At 37.1% G+C, this 19324-nt stretch carries 14 protein-coding genes; 3 read left to right on the plus strand and 11 right to left on the minus strand.

Features of this window, described 5'->3' with window-relative positions:
- Positions 1 to 64: 64 nt before the first annotated feature.
- Positions 65 to 1450, minus strand: coding sequence for a dipeptidase PepV (gene pepV / locus C9J36_RS10275; protein ID WP_107943011.1), 1386 nt, complete (start codon positions 1448 to 1450; stop codon positions 65 to 67).
- A gap of 176 nt (positions 1451 to 1626) precedes the next feature.
- On the opposite strand from pepV, the gene C9J36_RS10280 reads away from it, so the two are divergent.
- Both C9J36_RS10280 and C9J36_RS10285 read left to right on the plus strand, forming a co-directional pair.
- Positions 1627 to 2388 carry a formate/nitrite transporter family protein gene (locus C9J36_RS10280; RefSeq protein ID WP_066161859.1) on the plus strand — a complete coding sequence of 254 codons (762 nt, stop codon included), beginning with the start codon at positions 1627 to 1629 and terminating at the stop codon, positions 2386 to 2388.
- A 328-nt stretch (positions 2389 to 2716) separates the two neighbouring features.
- Entirely contained in the window at positions 2717 to 2938 is a 222-nt protein-coding gene (locus C9J36_RS10285; protein ID WP_042474511.1) for a DeoR family transcriptional regulator, read from the plus strand.
- 80 nt (positions 2939 to 3018) lie between these two features.
- On the opposite strand, the gene C9J36_RS10290 is transcribed toward C9J36_RS10285, so the two are convergent.
- The 3 genes from C9J36_RS10290 to C9J36_RS10300 all read right to left on the minus strand — a co-directional run bounded on the left by C9J36_RS10290 (position 3019) and on the right by C9J36_RS10300 (position 7606).
- Positions 3019 to 4506: a GGDEF domain-containing protein gene (locus tag C9J36_RS10290; RefSeq protein WP_107943012.1), complete on the minus strand. Its 1488-nt coding sequence runs from the start codon at positions 4504 to 4506 to the stop codon at positions 3019 to 3021.
- A 702-nt stretch (positions 4507 to 5208) separates the two neighbouring features.
- Positions 5209 to 5922 (minus strand): pseudouridine synthase, encoded by a 714-nt coding sequence (locus tag C9J36_RS10295; RefSeq protein WP_066161854.1) that lies wholly within the window; start codon positions 5920 to 5922, stop codon positions 5209 to 5211.
- Between the two features lie 70 nt (positions 5923 to 5992).
- A complete protein-coding gene (locus C9J36_RS10300; protein WP_107943013.1) occupies positions 5993 to 7606 on the minus strand; it encodes a putative polysaccharide biosynthesis protein in 1614 nt (537 codons plus the stop codon).
- Positions 7607 to 8160: 554 nt separating this feature from the next.
- Between C9J36_RS10300 and C9J36_RS10305 the strand changes: the two genes are divergently transcribed.
- Positions 8161 to 9414, plus strand: coding sequence for a BaiN/RdsA family NAD(P)/FAD-dependent oxidoreductase (locus C9J36_RS10305; RefSeq protein ID WP_066161846.1), 1254 nt, complete (start codon positions 8161 to 8163; stop codon positions 9412 to 9414).
- A gap of 407 nt (positions 9415 to 9821) precedes the next feature.
- Here C9J36_RS10305 and C9J36_RS10310 read toward each other — a convergent pair whose 3' ends face one another.
- The 7 genes from C9J36_RS10310 to C9J36_RS10340 form a co-directional block, all read right to left on the minus strand.
- On the minus strand, positions 9822 to 11042 hold the full coding sequence (locus C9J36_RS10310; protein WP_107943014.1) for a hypothetical protein: 1221 nt from the start codon (positions 11040 to 11042) through the stop codon (positions 9822 to 9824).
- On the minus strand, positions 11002 to 11550 hold the full coding sequence (locus tag C9J36_RS10315) for a sigma-70 family RNA polymerase sigma factor (RefSeq protein ID WP_082798889.1): 549 nt from the start codon (positions 11548 to 11550) through the stop codon (positions 11002 to 11004). The genes C9J36_RS10310 and C9J36_RS10315 overlap by 41 nt, the downstream gene beginning before the upstream one ends.
- Before the next feature lie 119 nt (positions 11551 to 11669).
- Complete coding sequence (locus C9J36_RS10320; protein ID WP_066164295.1) at positions 11670 to 12101, minus strand: SRPBCC family protein; 432 nt, start codon at positions 12099 to 12101, stop codon at positions 11670 to 11672.
- A gap of 47 nt (positions 12102 to 12148) precedes the next feature.
- Positions 12149 to 14311 carry a bifunctional diguanylate cyclase/phosphodiesterase gene (locus C9J36_RS10325; protein WP_107943015.1) on the minus strand — a complete coding sequence of 721 codons (2163 nt, stop codon included), beginning with the start codon at positions 14309 to 14311 and terminating at the stop codon, positions 12149 to 12151.
- 218 nt (positions 14312 to 14529) lie between these two features.
- Positions 14530 to 16704, minus strand: a complete 2175-nt coding sequence (locus C9J36_RS10330; protein WP_107943016.1) for a bifunctional diguanylate cyclase/phosphodiesterase — start codon at positions 16702 to 16704, stop codon at positions 14530 to 14532.
- A gap of 290 nt (positions 16705 to 16994) precedes the next feature.
- Complete coding sequence (nspC, locus tag C9J36_RS10335; RefSeq protein WP_066164282.1) at positions 16995 to 18122, minus strand: carboxynorspermidine decarboxylase; 1128 nt, start codon at positions 18120 to 18122, stop codon at positions 16995 to 16997.
- Between the two features lie 2 nt (positions 18123 to 18124).
- Positions 18125 to 19324, minus strand: coding sequence for a saccharopine dehydrogenase family protein (locus tag C9J36_RS10340; protein WP_066161837.1), 1200 nt, complete (start codon positions 19322 to 19324; stop codon positions 18125 to 18127).

Raw genomic sequence — 19324 nt, forward strand, 5'->3', positions numbered from 1 at the left:
TATGCGACTATGTCGCTGTTAGCCTATTCTATGCGTTAAAGCTTCCACTAATTGAAATTTTACTTTATTCGCCTGCTAACTTTGCAATAGCCTCCGCGTAAATTGCTGCTGCAGTTACTAAATTTTCTATTTCAACAAACTCATCCTTTTGGTGCGCAACATCCACTTCTCCAGGGAATAGCATACCGAAAGCTACCCCCTTCTTTAATACACGCGCATATGTGCCTCCGCCTGTTGATAAAACTTGCGAAAAGTCATTCGTATATTTTTGATATACAGCCACTAATGTTTGAACAAGCTCATCTGTTTCTGATACATAATGCGGCTTAGAATTGCTGACAATATCCATTGTAAAATCCGCTTTCTCAAGCACTTGTTGTGCTGCTGTCATCTTTTCCTCAAAGGAATAGGTTACGGCGTAACGCATGCTTACCTCAATCGTTCCACCATTTGCATCAAATTTCAACATGCCTGGATTTAATGTTGTTTCACCAGACATTTCATCATAATAGTTTAATTGCAATGCCGTACCATAGTGATCCTTGCCAAAAACATCGACAATAAACTGAGCAAAGGCTAAACCGTTACCAGCTAGCTCAGTAGTCAAAAATTTTGCTAGTAGTACAGCAGCATTTACGCCTTTTTCAGGCTCCATCGCATGGGCTGATTTTCCTTTTACTGTTATTATATATTCATTATGTTCATTTGTTAAAGAACCTTCCGCCCCATTTTCCTGTAAAAATTTTTGGAAATTTGCAGCAGTCTGCTGTGAAATTGTCGCTACTTTTGCCTCCGCAAAATCTGGTACCATATTTATTCTTTTTCCAGCAATAAATGATAATAATTGTTCATTGCTAGTTGGCTTATTTTTCAAAGAAAATACGAGATGTGCAATCCCTTTTTCAGCATTAATTAATGGGAAATCAGCATCTGGTGCAAAGCCAATTGTCGGCATCTCCTCTTTTTCAAAATACCGTTTTACACAGCGAAAGCCACTTTCCTCATCCGTGCCGATAATCATTCGCACCCTTTTTGATAGAGTGATACCGCTATCTTTTACCATTTTCATTGCAAGCCATGCAGCCATCGTTGGCCCTTTATCATCAATCGCCCCACGACCGTACAATTTGCCATCGACGACACGTCCTTCAAACGGAGGATATGTCCAGCCATCTCCTACAGGCACTACATCTACATGACATAAAATACCTAATAGCTCCTGCCCTTGGCCCATTTCGATATGGCCGGCCATTTGGTCTACATTTTTCACTGTCATACCTGCTGCCTCGCCCCTCTTTAACATAAAATCTAAAGCATCCAGAGGTCCTTTACCAAATGGCATTTCCTTTGACGCAGCTTCTTCATCTAATACGCTTTCAATTGAAATGAGCTGCTGTAATTCTGCAAGCAGCTCTTCTTGACGCTCACGCGCAATTTGTAACCAATTCATTTCTTCCACCTCTTTTTCTAATATCGTCTATTTTACGCTTTCTATGTGAAAAAACAATGAAAAATGCACTAGCTCACTATCCTTTTTCTTGCAATGAGGTAAAATAAAATGAAGCGAACAATCGATTTTTACAGCCTGTTAATAAGGATTAAAGAAAATTGTCATGGGGGAATCATATGCTACAAAAAATAATTTCAACAGCGCTACATAGAAATGAATTATACAAATATCAGAAGCTTAGTTATCTCATCAACACGATGCTTGGCGGTATTTATATCGGCTTTGGTATGCTACTCCTTATGACATTAGGCGGGCAGATGACGGACTTACCCGTATTAAAGCTACTGCAAGGCGCAACATTCGGCATTGCATTGACAATGGTTATTATGGCAGGGGCTGACCTTTTTACAGGCAATGCCCTCATCATGCCAATCAGCTCTTTTCATAAATCAGTTAGCTGGTTGCACACATATAAATTGTTTTTTACGAGCTATATAGGCAACTTGATAGGCGCACTATTGTTAGCTATTACATTTGTCGCAACAGGATTAGTGAGTGGGGCATTAGCTGACTACGTCATTACAGCAAGTACAGGCAAAATAGCCCCTTCTTTTTTAGCGCTTTTTGCACGCGGTGTTTTATGTAATGTACTTGTTTGCCTTGCTGTTTGGGGTAGCTTTAAATTACAATCAGAAAGCGCCAAAATACTATTTACTTTTTGCTGCATTTTACCTTTTATAACGATGAGCTTTGAGCATAGCATTGCAAATATGACATTATTTGCTGTCGCATATTTTATGCCAGACAGTCCTTTTATAGCTAGTGATTTTATTTATAATCTTATTCCCGTAACGTTAGGCAATATAGCTGGCGGCATGTTTGTTGCATTTGTTTATTGGCACACAGCACTAAAGGGATTATCTGAAAAGTCCTTTTGAAGCGGATTCCTTTGCGGTGAGTAACTACAGATACGGATGGCTTTAGCAAATATTTAATATAGAAGCTACGGCCGTCGGAAAAAATATTTGTGGACGGCTCCTTCACCTCATGTAAATAATAAGTAAATTTTTTATGAATTCATTCAAACTAATAGAAATTATGAAGCATATACGCTATAATCATATTATCAGAATATTTGTTCTGATAGATTACTTTTGAAAAGGGGTTGTCTGGGGCAGAAACCAAAAGCCTACGTGCACTCCGCACATATTGTCGTCCGCTAGTCTTTGCCATGAGAATTAAGATCGAAGGAGTGGTTCACTAATTATGAAACCAACTACTGATAGAATGCTTAATCGTATTAAAGACGTGTATATGTTTATTCTTACAAAAGGAGAAGTGTCTACACAGGATTTAGTCGAAGAGTTCAACATCACTCCTCGCACCATTCAAAGAGATTTGAATGTGTTAGCCTTCAACGACTTGGTTATGAGCCCAAGTCGAGGTAAATGGACAACGACGAAGAAAAAAGTAAAACTGACATCTTAGTTCTACCTATTTTTTAGGAGAGCGTAACAAAAAGAATGCCCTTTTCGTCGGGGGCATTCTTTTTCTGCATTATCCATATGTTATGAAATGGCTGATAGTGAATAACGGTTTTTCCCATCATTTTTCGAGGCATAAAGTGCATCATCTGCTCTAGAATATAAATCTCTCTCTGTTTCTTGGATATTTGCTTGTAATGTTCCGCCAATGCTTAATGATAACACTTGCCAAGCTAAATCATTGCTTTCTTTTTTAAGACGAACTTCCTCTATCGCTTCATTTGCAATGCGCTCCATTTTTTCAAGCGTCGCATTTTTGATAACGATTGCAAATTCATCGCCGCCAAAACGCACAACAAACCCTTCTTTGTGGGCAAGACGTTCAAGTATTTTAGCAAGCTCAACTAAAATCATATCTCCCTTTAAATGACCGTATTGATCATTTACTTGCTTAAAATTATCTACATCAAATAATAACAGACCAATTTCCTGATGCTGCTTTCTTTTTAATAACCTCTCAATTTTCTCCAAATAAGTCGACCGATTATACACACCTGTTAAAGGGTCGCGCTCAGCCAATCTTATTGTTTTCATCAAAATTAAATTAAGCACAACAAGCGTAATAAAAGAGGTGATAATCGCTATAACTAATGTGAAGTAGAATTGCTGCGTATTTTTTTTCAGCAAGGCCAACTCCGTCATATTATTATATTTCATAAAAGCAACTCGCTTCGTTGAATAGCCTTTATTTCGTAATGTATCATACGGTAAAAAACGGTAGGTCTCGACAATGCCACCATTATAATATTTTTCGTATTGTACAACAGAAGATGTTTCAATTGCACGTTGAAAAGCCTCTTGAAATTCCGGGTCACTCGAATTTACTGAATAAATTTCATCCTCATTCGCACTTAAGTGAAAGCCTGCTTTATTAAAAATTTTAATATCTAATAAATCATCATATTGCCCAATAATGATTTTAGCCTTATCAAAAAAATTAAAATTCCCGAATAAAGGTATCTTATTCATTGGCACACCTAACTCCAGTAAATACTTATGGTCAGGTGTAGCTAAATAGCTATACTTCCATACTTCCCCTAGCTTAGTAGAACCATCTAAGCCATCAGAGAAAAACTCCCCACTCATTCTTCTTTGTGTTAGAATCCTCGACAATTCTTGACAGCATTCATTAAAATTCATGCCTAAATCAATTGGGTACGTAGTATGGATTACCGTATTCGTCTCATCCAAAATAAAAATTTCCATCCCGTGTTCCTTTTTCATTCTTTCTAAATCCCATGTAGCAACATCTGGATTTTCATTATATAGATTGGCCATTTTGCGTAGCTCTTTTTCCACTTCATGTGTTAATTGATCCTCTAAATAATATTGTACCGTATCAATTGTTTGTAAATCATCTATAACCTGACTTTCAATCAACAACCAATTGCTTAATGTTTGTTCTTTTATATCATTTTGTATTAGCTTCCTGTTCGTAAATGTGACGACAGTTACTAAAATAATCGCAAATATGATAAGAGACAAAAAAAGCTTAAAATGCAAATTTTTCATGCTAAACACGTTCCCTCATTAAGATTTACTTCTTAAAATGGATAATCTATACTATGATTAAAATTTAACGTCTTCCAGCAATGTTTTCTGTGACGAGTAAGCGCAGGAGCACATGTTTTTTGTACTGAAAGCGTAACGACAGGTACAGAAGTCTCCCACCTCTATAGGCGGCGAAATGAATGCAAGTATAAGACCGATTTCAATGGGTGTCCAAACCACTCGCTGAATCATAGAAACTCAGTCCAAGAACATCGCCTCCTGCGGATGTCAGGGATTTTGAATTGTGCAAGTACAATTCAAAATCCCAACGCAATTACACCTCGGTGTAATTGAATATTGTATTGGGAATTTTACTTCTCGTTTATCAAAAGAAGGATGTGAAAACAATCTATTATGAATAGCCTAAGCGTTAAAAATCCGCACGTTAATGAGCGATATTTATGTAATCAACAAGCACAAGTAGCTGTCTTCCTTTTTTGAAACTATTATAAGACATGAATAAAATATTATCAAAAGTAAAAATAAGGAATTAGAACTAAGTCATATTACCTATTTCGAGCAGTCACTTTTCCTATTTTATCATTTTGAATTTTAAAATCTAGTAAACATATGAGTAATTTCCTAGCCAAATAAAAAAAGTAACAATAAGAAATAAATATTTCCTATCATCATTTTACATTTTAAAAATTATTCCGAAAATTATTATTTATTTTCAATTAATAATGCTAGTTCTTCCTCTGTAATTTCTCGATATTCTCCTAATTTCAAGTTTTTATCTAACTGTAATGGGCCCATTGATAAACGTTTTAAATAAGTCACTTTTTTGTTAACCGCTTCAAACATTCGCTTTACTTGATGGAATTTCCCTTCCTGAATTGTTAGCTCGATTTCTGATTGTTCAGCCGATGTTAAAATCACTAGATGTCCCGGCATCGTCACATAGCCATCCTCTAATTCAACTCCTGCGGCAAATGCCTTCACATCCTCCTCAGTTACTCGCCCAGCAATTTTTGCATAATATGTTTTTGGCACATGCTTTTTTGGCGATAGTAAATTATGAGTTAGCTGTCCATCATTTGTAATAAGCAATAAGCCTTCTGTATCTTTATCTAGCCGTCCAACCGGAAATGGTTTCAAATGCTGGGCAAAAGGGTCTAATAAATCAATAACTGTTTTATCATAATCATCTTCAGTAGCGGAAATAACTCCCGGTGGCTTGTTCATCATCAAATAAATAAATTCGATATACTGTACTCGCTCGCCGAAAACAGCGATATGCTGTGCCTCGGGGTCGACCTTCAAAGCGGCATCCTTTACAACGACAGCATCAACAGTTACAGCCTTTTGCTTCAATAATTGCTTTACTTCTTTTCGTGAGCCAAAGCCCATATTTGCTAATAATTTATCTAGACGCATAGTTTCTCCTTTATATATGTACGTATTGAAAAATGGCCCACCACCCTAATTATGATGATGGACCTAAAGATTAATTCATGCCTAATTTCTTCGCAATTTTCGTTACTCTTGCACCTAGTAGCTTTTGTGCTAAGCCTAAACGCAGTGCTAAATAGCCGTACACTATAGCGCCTGCTGCCGCACATAATAACACATAAAACAATGCTAATAATTTACTATCGACTGGCGCAATCCATTGTAAAATAAAATACATAACAGAAACAACAATTGTCATAATAACCGTTAAAATACAAATTAATAATATACGGCGCATTGCCACCTTTGCATTGTATTGCAATGTTTTATGAATAACGGCAATATTGATTGTGCAAGTTACCGCATAGCCAATCATCGTCGCTAAAATGGCTCCATCTACTTCCAGCCATTTAATCATCGGAATATTTAATATTAACTTCACTAAAATACCCGTTAACAAACTGAAAATAATCCACTTTTGATAGTTAATCCCTTGCAGCAATGACGCCGTAACGGAAAAGATAGCGAATAATATCGCGGCTGGTGCATAATGCATTAACACTAATGCCCCATTCTCACTTTGTTCATATAAAACATGGTATAGGGAAGGTGCTAAAATCATAATTCCTACTACAGCAGGGATTGTTACAAATAACAACACTTGATACATTTTATCCATCGTGCTACGCAATGTATGTAGCTGACCGAGCGTATAATATTTCGTAATCGTTGGAATTAAAGCCATCGATAAGCCCGTTGCTAGCATCACAGGAATAATAACAATTTTATGCGTCAATAGATTGAGCATTAAAAAGTATGTATCTGTTAGCTTAGCATCAACACCTTTAGCGAGCATCGCACCGTTAAAGGTTAGCATATCTACTAATTGAAAAAGTGGATTGGCTATCCCGACAAAAATAATTGGAATGGAATACGTAAAGATTTCCTTATAAATTTCTGTATACGCTACTTGATGGCTAGTAATGGAATTAGCCTGTAACATTTGAAATTCTGGCTTGAGCTTTTTCCAGTAATGATACAGTATAACTAGACCCGCCAGTGCCCCAATAAATGCTGCAAACACAGCAAATTTAATCGCTGTTTCAGGCAGTCCATCAAACAAGACGATTACAACGAAAGAGCCACCTAGCAAGACAACAATACGTGCTATTTGCTCAATCAACTGCGAGACAGATGTTGGCATATAGTGCCCGTAGCCTTGAAAATAGCCGCGAATTAGGCTCATTAACGGCACAACAAGAAGTGCGTAGCTAACCCAACGAATAACAGAAGCAATTTGCTCCACAGTATATAACTGCTCCTCATCTTTAATAACGGCATTAGCAAGTGGTGTTGCAAGTAAATTTAATAAAATAAATGATAATAAGCCGGTGAGTAGCATCACAATCGTGCCCGATTTCATTAATCGTACACCCGTTTGGTAATCCCCTAGCGCATTATATTTAGCAACAAATTTAGAAACGGCTAGCGGTAAACCTGAAATCGCTATTGACAGCATAATCGTATACGGTATGTATGCATATTGATAAAGAGCCATATTCTCTTCTCCAACAATCGCATAAAATGGGAATAAGTATACGAGCCCTAAAAGCTTTGATAAAAATAACCCGATTGTTAAAATCGCGGTCCCCTTCATTAATGATGACATATTCTTCTTCCTATTCTTATATCAATTGCGCCTCGGCGTAATTGCGTCGGGTTTTTGAATTGTGCGAGCACAATTCAAAAGCCCTGACATCCGCCAGAGGCTTAGGCCAACACGATGTTGGTCACTCAGTCTTTATCTTAGTATGCACTTGTTTTAGACTGAGTTCCTCTTTATCAGCTAGTGTTTGGACACCGGCTGAATAAAAGACAATTTAAGTATTCATCCGCACCACCTATAGAGGTAGGCGTTTTCTACTTAATCATGATAAATCTACTACTACGACGCAATTAGCCTATTTGTAAGTTTACATCTACAAGACCATTAACTCAATTAAATTGTGCAATTTGTGTATAATTAGATGAAGGTAGATAAAGTGAACCTTCAACCAGTGGGGATTTCCCTACATCCCAACTGGTTGGTAGTTTCACCATTCGAGTTTTTACAGGCTGTTTGATCCCCCACTTAAACATCTTGATTTTACCTACTGTTTTGAAGTGGGGGTCTTACAGCCTGTTAATACGGGATCAATTGTACGCGAAAGTGAGCTAACGAATATGTATGATGTTATTGTAATTGGCGGTGGGCCATCTGGGTTAATGGCAGCCATTGCGGCCGCAGAGCAGGAAAAAAAAGTTTTATTAATTGAAAAAGGGGGGAAGCTCGGCAAAAAATTAGCCATTTCTGGTGGTGGACGCTGCAACGTAACAAATCGCCTACCTGTTGAAGAAATTATTCGTCACATTCCTGGTAATGGTCGTTTTTTATATAGCCCATTTACTGTTTATAATAATGAAGATATTATCGCATTTTTTGAAGGTCTAGGTGTAGCTTTGAAGGAGGAAGACCACGGGCGTATGTTCCCTGTCTCTGACCGCGCTCAAGATGTTGTTGACGCACTAGAAAAACAGCTAAAAAAGCTCAATGTTGAAGTTCGCCTTCATACAGCCGCCCAAAAACTGTTGCTAGATGAAGAACGCGTTTTCGGTGTACGCTTACAGGATAGCACTGAAATACGTGCGAATGCAGTAATTGTCGCAGTGGGAGGAAAGGCTGTACCACAAACAGGCTCCACAGGAGATGGCTATCCGTGGGCAGAGCGAGCAGGGCATACCGTCACAGCACTCTACCCAACAGAGGTGCCTGTCTTGTCTAAGGAACCTTTTATCGTGGCACGCGAGCTACAAGGGCTAGCACTACGCGATGTAGCAGTTTCTGTGTTAAATGCAAAGGGCAAGCCACTCGTAACCCATACGATGGACATGCTCTTCACCCATTTTGGCTTAAGTGGTCCTGCAATTTTACGCTGTAGTCAATTTATCGTCAAGGAGCGCCAAAAAAATGGTGGTGCAGCAGTTCAAGTACGTATTCAGTCACTTCCCTCATATAATGAAGAGGGTTGCTACCAAATGCTACAGCAAAAGATTAAAGACGAGCCAAAAAAAGCGGTCAAAAACTTATGGAAGCCACTTGTACCAGAACGCTGGCTATTATTTTTACTAGAACGCGCGGGAATTGATAGCACCCATACAGGTGTAGAGCTTTCTCAAGAAAAAATCCGTGCACTAGCTCATGAATTAACAGCCTTCACAATGGATGTGCATGGCACACAACCTCTGGAAAAAGCCTTCGTCACAGGTGGTGGTGTATCAATAAAAGAAATCGAGCCAAAAACAATGGCTTCGAAGAAAAGGCTCGGGCTTTATTTCTGCGGTGAAATTTTAGATATTCATGGCTACACAGGTGGCTACAATATTACTTCTGCCCTTGTGACAGGACGTATTGCGGGAATGAGCGCGGGCTCTAATTAATTTTTGTTTCGCAGAGGGCTATCCAATAAGCTGTGTAGTTGCACAGCTTTTCGACAATAGCGACGAAAAAGCTTACACTTCAAAATAGAAATTAGGAGAAGAATCGCGAAAGTCAGCGTTTCTCTCCTAAGTAAAAGACATAAGACAAAAATCTTTCTTTCAATGCGTTGCCGAAACAAAGTGCTCTTATCGGATAGACTTTAGCCGTCATCTCCTATCTCAATTATTTTTTTGTGGCTTCTATTTTTAGCGTTGTTAAAATAATACTAAAAATTACAAAGGGCGTGTCTGAAAAGCGATTTTGAGACACGCTCTTTGCGATGTTGTTTATTTGAGCGAATTTCAAGATTTAACAAGCTAATCGCTCCTTTTTGGAAAGCATAACTTCCATATCAATTCTTTCAATTTTAAAACGGTTCTTCTCCTTTCAGCAAATTTCCTTGTTGATCGTAGTAATGAATCGCGAAATATCCATCATCACTTTGCATACTAACAGGTATAGAGAAATAATAAATACCTGCTTCATTTGTTAAAATATTCAAGGTTACAATTTCTTTTGTCATTACATTTTCAACTTCAATTCGCCCAATATTATGGTTGGCTGGTAATGCAAAAATATTGCCTGTAGAATCCCCTTCATATACTGCTGACGATAAGAATATTTGTAACACATCATCTCTTCCCCAAATTGTACGTTCTCGTAAATAACCTCGCCTCTCCTTTATATAAATAAAATTCGATAAAATATAAATATTATCTCCAGCATCAATTAAAATTGATAACTGTTCACCAAACCTTGCTGTATCAACGATTTTCGCCTCTGATACATCAACCCATTCCCCCATAAACTCCTTGTAGGAAGCGACGGACTGTTCAAATAATGCTTGTTCATTCATAGCATATTGTCCATTGGAAGGTTTCATAAAGCTAATGATTATTGCTAGCAAAATTGTCACTTGAATAATCGCAAAAAAATAATTCCGCTTTCTGCGCCAATTGCTATAAAGTAAATAAGCAAAAAAACTAAACAAAGCAAATTTGCCGATAATTCTCCAGAAATCCATATAAAATATTTCTATATTTGGCAATTGGTTTTCCCCTAATTTTTGTATATTCCATGCTCCATAGGTTTTTTCAAGCTTATCTATTAAATCTGATGCTTGCGCTGTTAGCTGTTCAAATGTTGTGATTTCCGGAAATTCTACTTCCGTACTAGCATCGCCTACTATGAATGTCATATGCTGAAGTAACTCAGCTAATAAACGACCATTTTTCTCTTCGAGGATGGCTTGTTGTAATAACCAATCGCTTGCTGATAAATATTGTATCCGAGCCTGCGTGTCAAAATTACTTCCCACTACTGTTGTAAATTGTTGCCATCGCTCCATATAAGCCTGCTCAATAGATGCTATACTTTTACTACCAACCGTTTCCGTCATATGAGGCGAGCCTTTAACAAGGAATAGTAGCAAAAACACCACACAGCATGTTGTCAACACCGTCAGTGAAAACGGCCATAATGCCTTTTGCTTTCGCTGTGCTCTGCGAAGTGTCTCTAGTTTCTTTTGTTGTGAAAAAAATCCCACTTTATAAGCGTCCTTCATTGCCTTTTGAATTGGGTCTTTCATATAGCTCTCCCTCCTCTAACACTTGACCTAACATGTGCCGCGCCCTTCTTAATCTTGTTTTCACTGTATTAACAGGAATTTTTAAAACCTTACTGCTTTCATCCAATGAAAATTCTGCGAAATGAAATAGGACAATTACATCTTTATATTTTCTAGGCAAATTTTCTATCGCATGAACAAGCTGTTGTTGCTCATCTTTCTGCAGTACTTCTAGCTCCGGTGTCTGTGCTGTTTTCAACCATTTTTGAAATACTTCTGAAACAATGACTTTTTTATGTTTCCAGCTCATTAAATAATCGTGTGTAACATTAATTGCAATACGGTATAAATAAGTTTTGACTGTTGCCTCGTGACGATATTTTGAAAGTGAACGATAATATCGAATAAAGGTTTCCTGTGTTAAATCTTCGGCTGTTTGCCAATTGTGCACATATGTATAAATAAGTCGGACTAAATAATCTCCGTAGGCATCCATCGCTTGCTGCAATAGCTCGTCATGCTGCTTCACGCGCTCACCTCCAAATAGCAATTTTTAGTTAGACTGATGTAATAACTTAAAAGTTTCATTTTTTTAATATAAAAAATGCGAGAAAATAGATATTTCTCTACTTCATCGCATCTTCTAAATTATTGAATTTGTCTTGCAATTTTTTCTGTTAAGCGCATCGTTACCTTCGGCAGCACCATTTTAATGACCGGTGTTAACACCGCACCTGATAAGCCACCTGCATTTACTTCAATAATGCCTGTCATTGTCGTGTGCTCTGCCGTACCTTCTGCAGTAAACTTGCCACTACCAGTAAAATTATCCGTTAAACCTTTTAGCTCAAATTTAATGCTAGAAGGCTCATTCCATTCGATAATGTTTAACTCCATTTTAACTGTCTTTTTAAGCCCTTTAAAACTGCCCTCGAATGTCCAAATTGATTTTCGTTCATCAATTTGCTCATGCTCCTTATACGCGGGAACCATCGTTGCCCAATGCTCAATTTTACTAACGTAATCCCATACTTTTTCAACGGCTACAGGAATCGTTACTGAATGTGATGCTACTGCCATTTGTTTCACTACTTTCTTTTGTCTCTTTATTGTCACTACCTATGTCATTATATAGTTTGTGACTTTATTTTTGCTAGTAATTGCTGTGCATTTTTTTCAATTTCTTCAAAACTATTTTCAAGTATAGTTGGGCGTAAAGGCTTACTAACTAAAAAGCCTTGAATATAATCACATTTAGCTTGCTCTAAATAAGCTAATTGGCGCTCCGTTTCAATTCCTTCCGCTACAACATTTAGCTTCAAATGCTTGGCCATTGATAAAATTAGCAACACAATCGCATCCTCTTCCTCGTTTTTATCAATATTCCAAACAAAGCTTCTATCAATTTTTAAGCAATCTATCGGAAAATCCTTCAAATAGGATAAAGATGAATAACCCGTTCCAAAATCATCCACTGCAATGGTAATCCCCTGCTCCTGCAACTCCTGAATAATTGCCATAATTGAGCTTGTATTGATGGTCATACTTTCTGTAATTTCTAATTGCAAATAGCTTGTATCTAGCTCGGTTTCCGCTAAAATTTCTTGCACACTTTCTACAAAATTGCCCTGCAATAGCTGACCTAATGATAAGTTAACTGCCACTTTAATGAAGCGATTTTGTAATTGCCATTCCCTCGCTTGTTTACACGCTTCCCTTAATACCCATTGGCCAATTGGTACAATTAGCCCGGATTCCTCGGCAAGTGGGATAAATTCTCCCGGCGAGATAAAGCCTCTCTTGCCATGATGCCATCTCACTAACGCTTCTACAGAATAAATTTTACCTGTTTGCAAATTAAATTGTGGCTGGTATTCAATATACAGCTCATTTCTTTGGATAGCTTGCCGTAAATCATGTTCCAATAAAATACGATTTGCGCGCTTCGCTGCCATTTCCTTCTCATAAAATAAAACATTGCTGCTGTCATTGCGCGCCTCATACATTGCAAACTGGGCATATTCCAAAAGCCCCTCTGCGCTATCGGCATCTTTTGGATATTGTGCAATACCAACATTAAAATGGCTATTTAAAGAGAAATGCTGAATTTGAAATGGCTCCTCCATCATTTTTTGCAAATTCTGAATAATTCTATACAAATGCCAATCATCCAAATCCTCAAGATATATAGCAAAAAGTTCTTCTCTCAATAAATAGAGAGAATATTGCGATGCTAAAATTTGTACAATTTTTTGTGCGACTTTTTGTTTAAAAATATCCGCATAATTTGAGCCAAGTGTCGACCGAATCATTAATAATCGGTCTATTTCTAAAACAATTACTGTTTTCTCTCCTTTTCTCTCAATCAAAGCATGATTTAATCGTTCTTTAAAATAGCGCTCGTTCGGCAGCCCTGTTAACTCATCATAGTAAGCTAATTTATGAGCAATTCGCTCTGACTTCTCCAAGGAATCCTTTGCCTCCAAAATTTCTCGATAAGGCTTTTCTATACCTGAATAATAAATCGTTTGAACAATCATATAGTACGCTACAAGCTGGAATAAATGTCCTACAAAATTATTAATGCTAAATTTATCTGGAAACATGATAAATAAAGCATCACTAATTAATAGACAAATAGAAGCAAATATATAATATAAATTTTTCTTTTTTGTTCCTTTTTTCATTACAATAAAAATAAATGCTACTTGCAAAATCATTGCTAACCCATGTAAAGAGAGCTTTAAAGAGGTTGCACCTTGCGCATCCATTAGTAGTGGGAGTGGTGATGACGGCATATAAACAAGGATAATATAGCTGCTCAAAATGATTGTAGCAATGATAGTAGATGCCAGCATATAACGAGCATCCACCTGCCTTAGCTTTATAAAAAAGAAGAGCCCTAAGCCAATCGGCAAGCTAAATCTCGTAAACATGTAAAGCCAAATAGTCCGGGACATATCACTTTCATAAAAGAAGAAAGGCATGCCCGGATAGGAAATTGTATGTAAAACTTCAATAACAGTAATACTAGCAAAAATGCCGATTAAAAAAACAAGACGATTCGTTACACTGTAGCGCATGACCGTTATTACATGGATAATGATTGATATGGCAGCTGCAATAATTAACATCTCTAAAATAAGATGGACAACAACATAATTGTCCATGCCAAAAATACCATATAAATAATTATCAGCTAACAATGAAATACCTACAGTGAATATGATAATAATCATTAGACGAATGGGGTGTTCAATATATATAAATTTATCTACTTCTTTTCCCATAATCTCATTCCTTTGCAGTCATTTCCTTTAAATGGCTATCTAACTGTCATTTTAACATATTTCTACTTTTATTTTCCCTCTTATATTAAAAATAATCGTTATTTGTGAAACTTTATTATAACAAATAAATTAAATATTCTGTAAACTTTTAACTCAAAGTAAAAGAGCTACCTCCATATCACCTTAGGCAGCTCCTTATTATATATTAGTTAAATCAGTTATTTTTCTAATAACTTCGCTTCATAATTCACTTTTTTTAATAATCGTTGTGCATTGCTTTCAATTTCATTCAATCTATCCTCTAATACTTCTGCGGGTAATGGTCTACTAATTAGGAAACCTTGAATAATATCACAGGAGGTTTTGACTAAATAGGACAGCTGCTTCTCTGTTTCAATCCCTTCCGCTACAACCCCTAGCTTTAAATGCTTAGCCATTGATAAAATCATGAGTACCAATGCATCCTCGTCTGTACTGCGATCAATATTCCATATAAAGCTGCGATCTATTTTTAAGCAGTTTAGGGGGAAATCCTTTAAATAAGACAGTGACGAATAACCTGTACCAAAATCATCTACCGCGATAGTCACACCATACTCCTGCAATTTTTGAATAACCGCTGTAACAGACTCAATATTCATTGTCATGCTTTCTGTTATTTCTAACTGTAAATAATGAGCATCTAACTCGGTTTCAGCTAATATCCCTTGGATAAACTCCACTAAATTATCCTGCAATAATTGCCCTAATGATATATTTACAGCAACTTTTATATAATGCCCTTGAGACTGCCATTTTTTCGCTTGCATACAAGCCTCTTTCAATACCCACTGCCCAATTGGTATAATCAGCCCCGTCTCTTCTGCAATCGGTATGAAATCCGCTGGTGAAATAAGACCAAGTTTACTATGCCGCCATCTAACCAATGCTTCAACAGAATGAATTTTACCTGATGGTAAATGGAGTTGTGGCTGATATTCTAATATTAATTCGTTCCTTACAATCGCTTGACGTAAATCGTTTTCAAGCACTAATTTTGCTGAACGTTTTTCTGACATAGAGGATGCATAGAATAGAACGCTTTTCGCGCTATATCTTGCTTCATACATCGCAAACTCCGCATATTTAAACAAATCCTTACTATTAGTAGCGTCCTTTGGATATTGAGCAATTCCTGCATTAAAATGGCTCATTAATGAAAAATGTTGGATTGGAAACGGTCTTTGCATTATTTTTTGTAAGCTATCTACAACTTGTAAAATAGCCTCATCTCCTAAATCATCCAACAGCAAAATAGCAAAGCGGTCTTCCCTCAGCAAATAGATACTATATTTACTTGGGAGCGTGTGTCGTATTCGGTCAGCAACGCTGCATTTTAAGCTATCTGCATAGTGGGAGCCTAGCGTTGATTGAATGACTGATAAACGGTCTATTTCTAAAATAATAACTGTTTTAATCGCTTTAGTTTTATGAAAGCTATTTAATTTCTCCATGAAGAAGCGCTCATTTGGCAGCTGTGTTAATTCATCATAATAAGCCATCTTGTACATTGCCTGCTCCGATTCTTCCAAGGATTTTTTAGCGATTGAAATCTCCCGATAAGGCTTTTCAATAGCGGAATAATAAATAGCTTGGACAAACATATAAAAAGCAGATAAATGAAAAATATGTCCTAAAAAATTGCTAAAATGATAAACATCAGCAAAGAAAATAAACAAAATATCGCTCAAAATTAAACAAACTGATGCAAATAAATAATGTAAATATTTATCCCTTTTATAGCTTCGCAAAATAATGGCAATTAAAATAAGCTGCAAAAATGCCGCACTAGCCTGTAGCGTATTTTTTAATGCCGTTGGACCTTGCTCACTTACAAGTGGCGGCAAAATTTTTGTCGGTATATAAACAATATAAATAGCGCTGCACACAATCGTTATCACTGCTGCACTAAATAATACCGCAAAGCTTGTTTTTACAATTTTAAGCTGTGTTGAAAATATAAAAATCAGTCCTGCAGGCAATAATATTCTTATAAAAATATATAGCCAAACAGCTCTATATCCATCACTTTCATATACTAAAAAGGGCATTCCTTCATAAGACAATGTATGCAAAATTTCCATGACCGTAATTGAACCGAAAAGTGAAATTAAATAAACAGCTCTGTTTGTTAAATTATAACGAGTGGTAGTCAATACTTGCATAACAATCGCAACAGTTGCTGCAACTATAAACATTTCTACAATAAGATGTACCATCACATAGTTTTGTTCACCGAAGAGAGCATATAATTGATTTTCCAATACTAATGCAATAACTAACGCTGTAATAATAATGACAAACAGCCTAGTTGGGTTTTTAATATAAGAAAACCTATCATCTATTTTCCTCATAAATTGCCCCCTCCTCTACAACAATTCTAACTATTTTAACTCTTGCAGTTATCTTATCATATCTAACATATATGCGTTACATTTTTCATAAAAAACCACTTTTTTTTATTTTCATTCAGTATAAGCTTGAAATTACCTCTTGCGTAAAGGTATTATGCATAATAAAAAAATAAGATTCAGTGGATGTTTGAACACCCACTGAATCTCGTCTAATGCTTGCATTCATCTTCACACCTATAGAGATGGGAGACTTCTACTAAAAGAAGTTAAAACTAAACTATATGCTAGGATTAGGATAATCGTCCTTTAAAATCTTCATAGCTAAATTGCTTTTGAATGCGACACTCGCCATTCGCATCTTGAATAACAATCGCAGGTAAAGCCATCCCATTAAATGTATTGTTTTTTACCATGGAGTAAATCGCCATATCTTCAAATACGAGACGATCTCCTACAGCTAACGGCTGGTCGAATGAATAATCACCAATCACATCGCCTGCTAAACAAGTCGGGCCTCCTAAGCGGTAAGCATGTGGCTTTTCGCCTACTTTGCCCGAGTTTTGAAGTGGGGGTCGGTAAGGCATTTCAAGCACATCTGGCATATGACAGGATGCTGATGTATCTAAAATCGCTAGCTCCATGCCATTTTCCAATGTTTCTAAGACAGTCGTAACTAAATAACCCGCTCTGTAGGCAATTGCCTCACCTGGCTCTAAATAAACCTCTAGCCCATATTTATCCTGCATTCGTTTAATACAAGACTCTAATAGTGGAATGTTATAATCTTCACGCGTAATATGGTGCCCTCCACCAAAATTAATCCATTTCATCTGCGGTAGCCATTGTCCAAACTTTTCTTCTACTGCATCAAGTGTCACTGCCAATGCATCGGAATCTTGCTCGCATAATGTATGGAAGTGGATGCCGTCAATTTGCCCCAATAACTCGGGCTTGAAATGCTTTAAGGTAACACCAAAACGACAGCCACGAGCACAAGGGTCATAAATTTCAGGTCCTTCCTGCGTAGAGCATTCAGGATTAATACGCAAGCCGACGCTTTTGCCAGCTGCGCGTACTTTCGCTCCGAATTTCTCCACTTGCGCAAAGGAATTGAAAACGATATGGTCGCATAGCTCGATAATTTCGTCGATTTCATCCTCGCGATATGCTGGAGAAAAAACATGGTTTTCCTTCCCCATTTCCTCTCGACCAAGCTTAGCCTCATACAAACCGCTTGACGCAGTACCGTTTAAATATTTACCGATTAACGGATACAGTGAAAACATCGAAAATGCCTTTTGTGCCAAAATAATTTTACAGCCTGTTCGCTCCATAACCCCATGTAAAATTTTCAAGTTATTTTCAATTAACACTTCATCTACAACGTAGCTTGGTGTTGGTACTTGTTCAAACTTCATCATTAGTCAACTAACTCCGGATTGAAGCTTTCTTTCCAAGGTAAGCCCCATTTATTTAATGCATCCATGAATGGGTCTGGATTGAATTCCTCTACATTATATACACCTGGCTTGTTCCATTCACCATTGACAACGAGCATTGCACCAATCATCGCAGGCACGCCTGTTGTGTAAGAAACTGCCTGTGAACCAACCTCTGCATAACAAGCTTCATGGTCACAAATATTGTATACGTAGTAAGTTTTATCTTGTCCGTCTTTTTTACCACGGAAAATACAGCCGATATTTGTTTTTCCTTTTGTACGTGGACCAAGTGATGCTGGGTCTGGTAATACTGCTTTTAAAAATTGTAATGGAATAATTTCTTTACCTTCAAACATAATTGGCTCGATTGAAGTCATGCCAACGTTTTCTAAGCATTTTAAATGCGTTAAATAGCTTTGGCCAAATGTCATGAAGAAGCGGATTTGCTTTAAGCCAGGTACGTTTTTCGCTAATGATTCCAATTCTTCATGGTATAGCAAGTACATATCCTTTTCGCCAACTTCTTCAAAATTATAAACACGTTTAATTTCCATTGGCTGTGTTTCAATCCACTCGCCCTCTTTCCAGTAACGACCATTCGCAGATACTTCACGAATATTAATTTCTGGATTAAAGTTTGTTGCGAATGGATAGCCATGGTCACCACCATTGCAGTCTAAAATATCGATATATTCGATTTCATCAAAATGATGCTTTAAAGCATGTGCTGTAAATACACCTGTTACTCCTGGGTCGAAGCCTGAGCCTAAAAGTGCCGTAATACCAGCTTCTTTAAAGCGATCATGGTAAGCCCATTGCCATTTATATTCAAATTTCGCTGTGTCCTCTGGCTCATAGTTTGCTGTATCCATATAATGTGTTTTTGTTGCTAAGCATGCGTCCATAATCGTTAAATCTTGATATGGTAATGCAAGGTTCATCACAATATCAGGCTTTACCTCGTTAATTAACGCGATAAGCTCCTCTACATTGTCTGCATCAACTTGTGCAGTTGTAATTATTGTACCTTTGCCATCTAATTTTGCTTTTAATTCGTCACATTTTGCTTTTGTACGACTAGCGATACAAATTTCCTCGAATACCTCGCTATTTTGTACACATTTGTGTACTGCTACAGATGCCACGCCACCTGCTCCGATAATTAATGCCTTTGCCAT

Source organism: Metasolibacillus fluoroglycofenilyticus, assembly GCF_003049645.1.
In the GTDB taxonomy this organism is placed as follows: Bacteria; Bacillota; Bacilli; order Bacillales_A; family Planococcaceae; genus Metasolibacillus; species Metasolibacillus fluoroglycofenilyticus.

Excerpts from the sequence above, each read along its gene's own strand:
- C9J36_RS10320 (WP_066164295.1), bottom strand. The coding sequence starts at position 12,101 with ATGGCAGTAGCATCACATTCAGTAACGATTCCTGTAGCCGTTGAAAAA.
- C9J36_RS10305 (WP_066161846.1), top strand. The coding sequence starts at position 8,161 with ATGTATGATGTTATTGTAATTGGCGGTGGGCCATCTGGGTTAATGGCA.
- C9J36_RS10295 (WP_066161854.1), bottom strand. The coding sequence starts at position 5,922 with ATGCGTCTAGATAAATTATTAGCAAATATGGGCTTTGGCTCACGAAAA.
- C9J36_RS10280 (WP_066161859.1), top strand. The coding sequence starts at position 1,627 with ATGCTACAAAAAATAATTTCAACAGCGCTACATAGAAATGAATTATAC.
- pepV (WP_107943011.1), bottom strand. The coding sequence starts at position 1,450 with ATGAATTGGTTACAAATTGCGCGTGAGCGTCAAGAAGAGCTGCTTGCA.
- nspC (WP_066164282.1), bottom strand. The coding sequence starts at position 18,122 with ATGAAGTTTGAACAAGTACCAACACCAAGCTACGTTGTAGATGAAGTG.
- C9J36_RS10330 (WP_107943016.1), bottom strand. The coding sequence starts at position 16,704 with ATGAGGAAAATAGATGATAGGTTTTCTTATATTAAAAACCCAACTAGG.
- C9J36_RS10285 (WP_042474511.1), top strand. The coding sequence starts at position 2,717 with ATGAAACCAACTACTGATAGAATGCTTAATCGTATTAAAGACGTGTAT.
- C9J36_RS10300 (WP_107943013.1), bottom strand. The coding sequence starts at position 7,606 with ATGTCATCATTAATGAAGGGGACCGCGATTTTAACAATCGGGTTATTT.
- C9J36_RS10290 (WP_107943012.1), bottom strand. The coding sequence starts at position 4,506 with ATGAAAAATTTGCATTTTAAGCTTTTTTTGTCTCTTATCATATTTGCG.
- C9J36_RS10325 (WP_107943015.1), bottom strand. The coding sequence starts at position 14,311 with ATGGGAAAAGAAGTAGATAAATTTATATATATTGAACACCCCATTCGT.
- C9J36_RS10340 (WP_066161837.1), bottom strand. The coding sequence starts at position 19,324 with ATGGCAAAGGCATTAATTATCGGAGCAGGTGGCGTGGCATCTGTAGCA.
- C9J36_RS10310 (WP_107943014.1), bottom strand. The coding sequence starts at position 11,042 with ATGAAAGACCCAATTCAAAAGGCAATGAAGGACGCTTATAAAGTGGGA.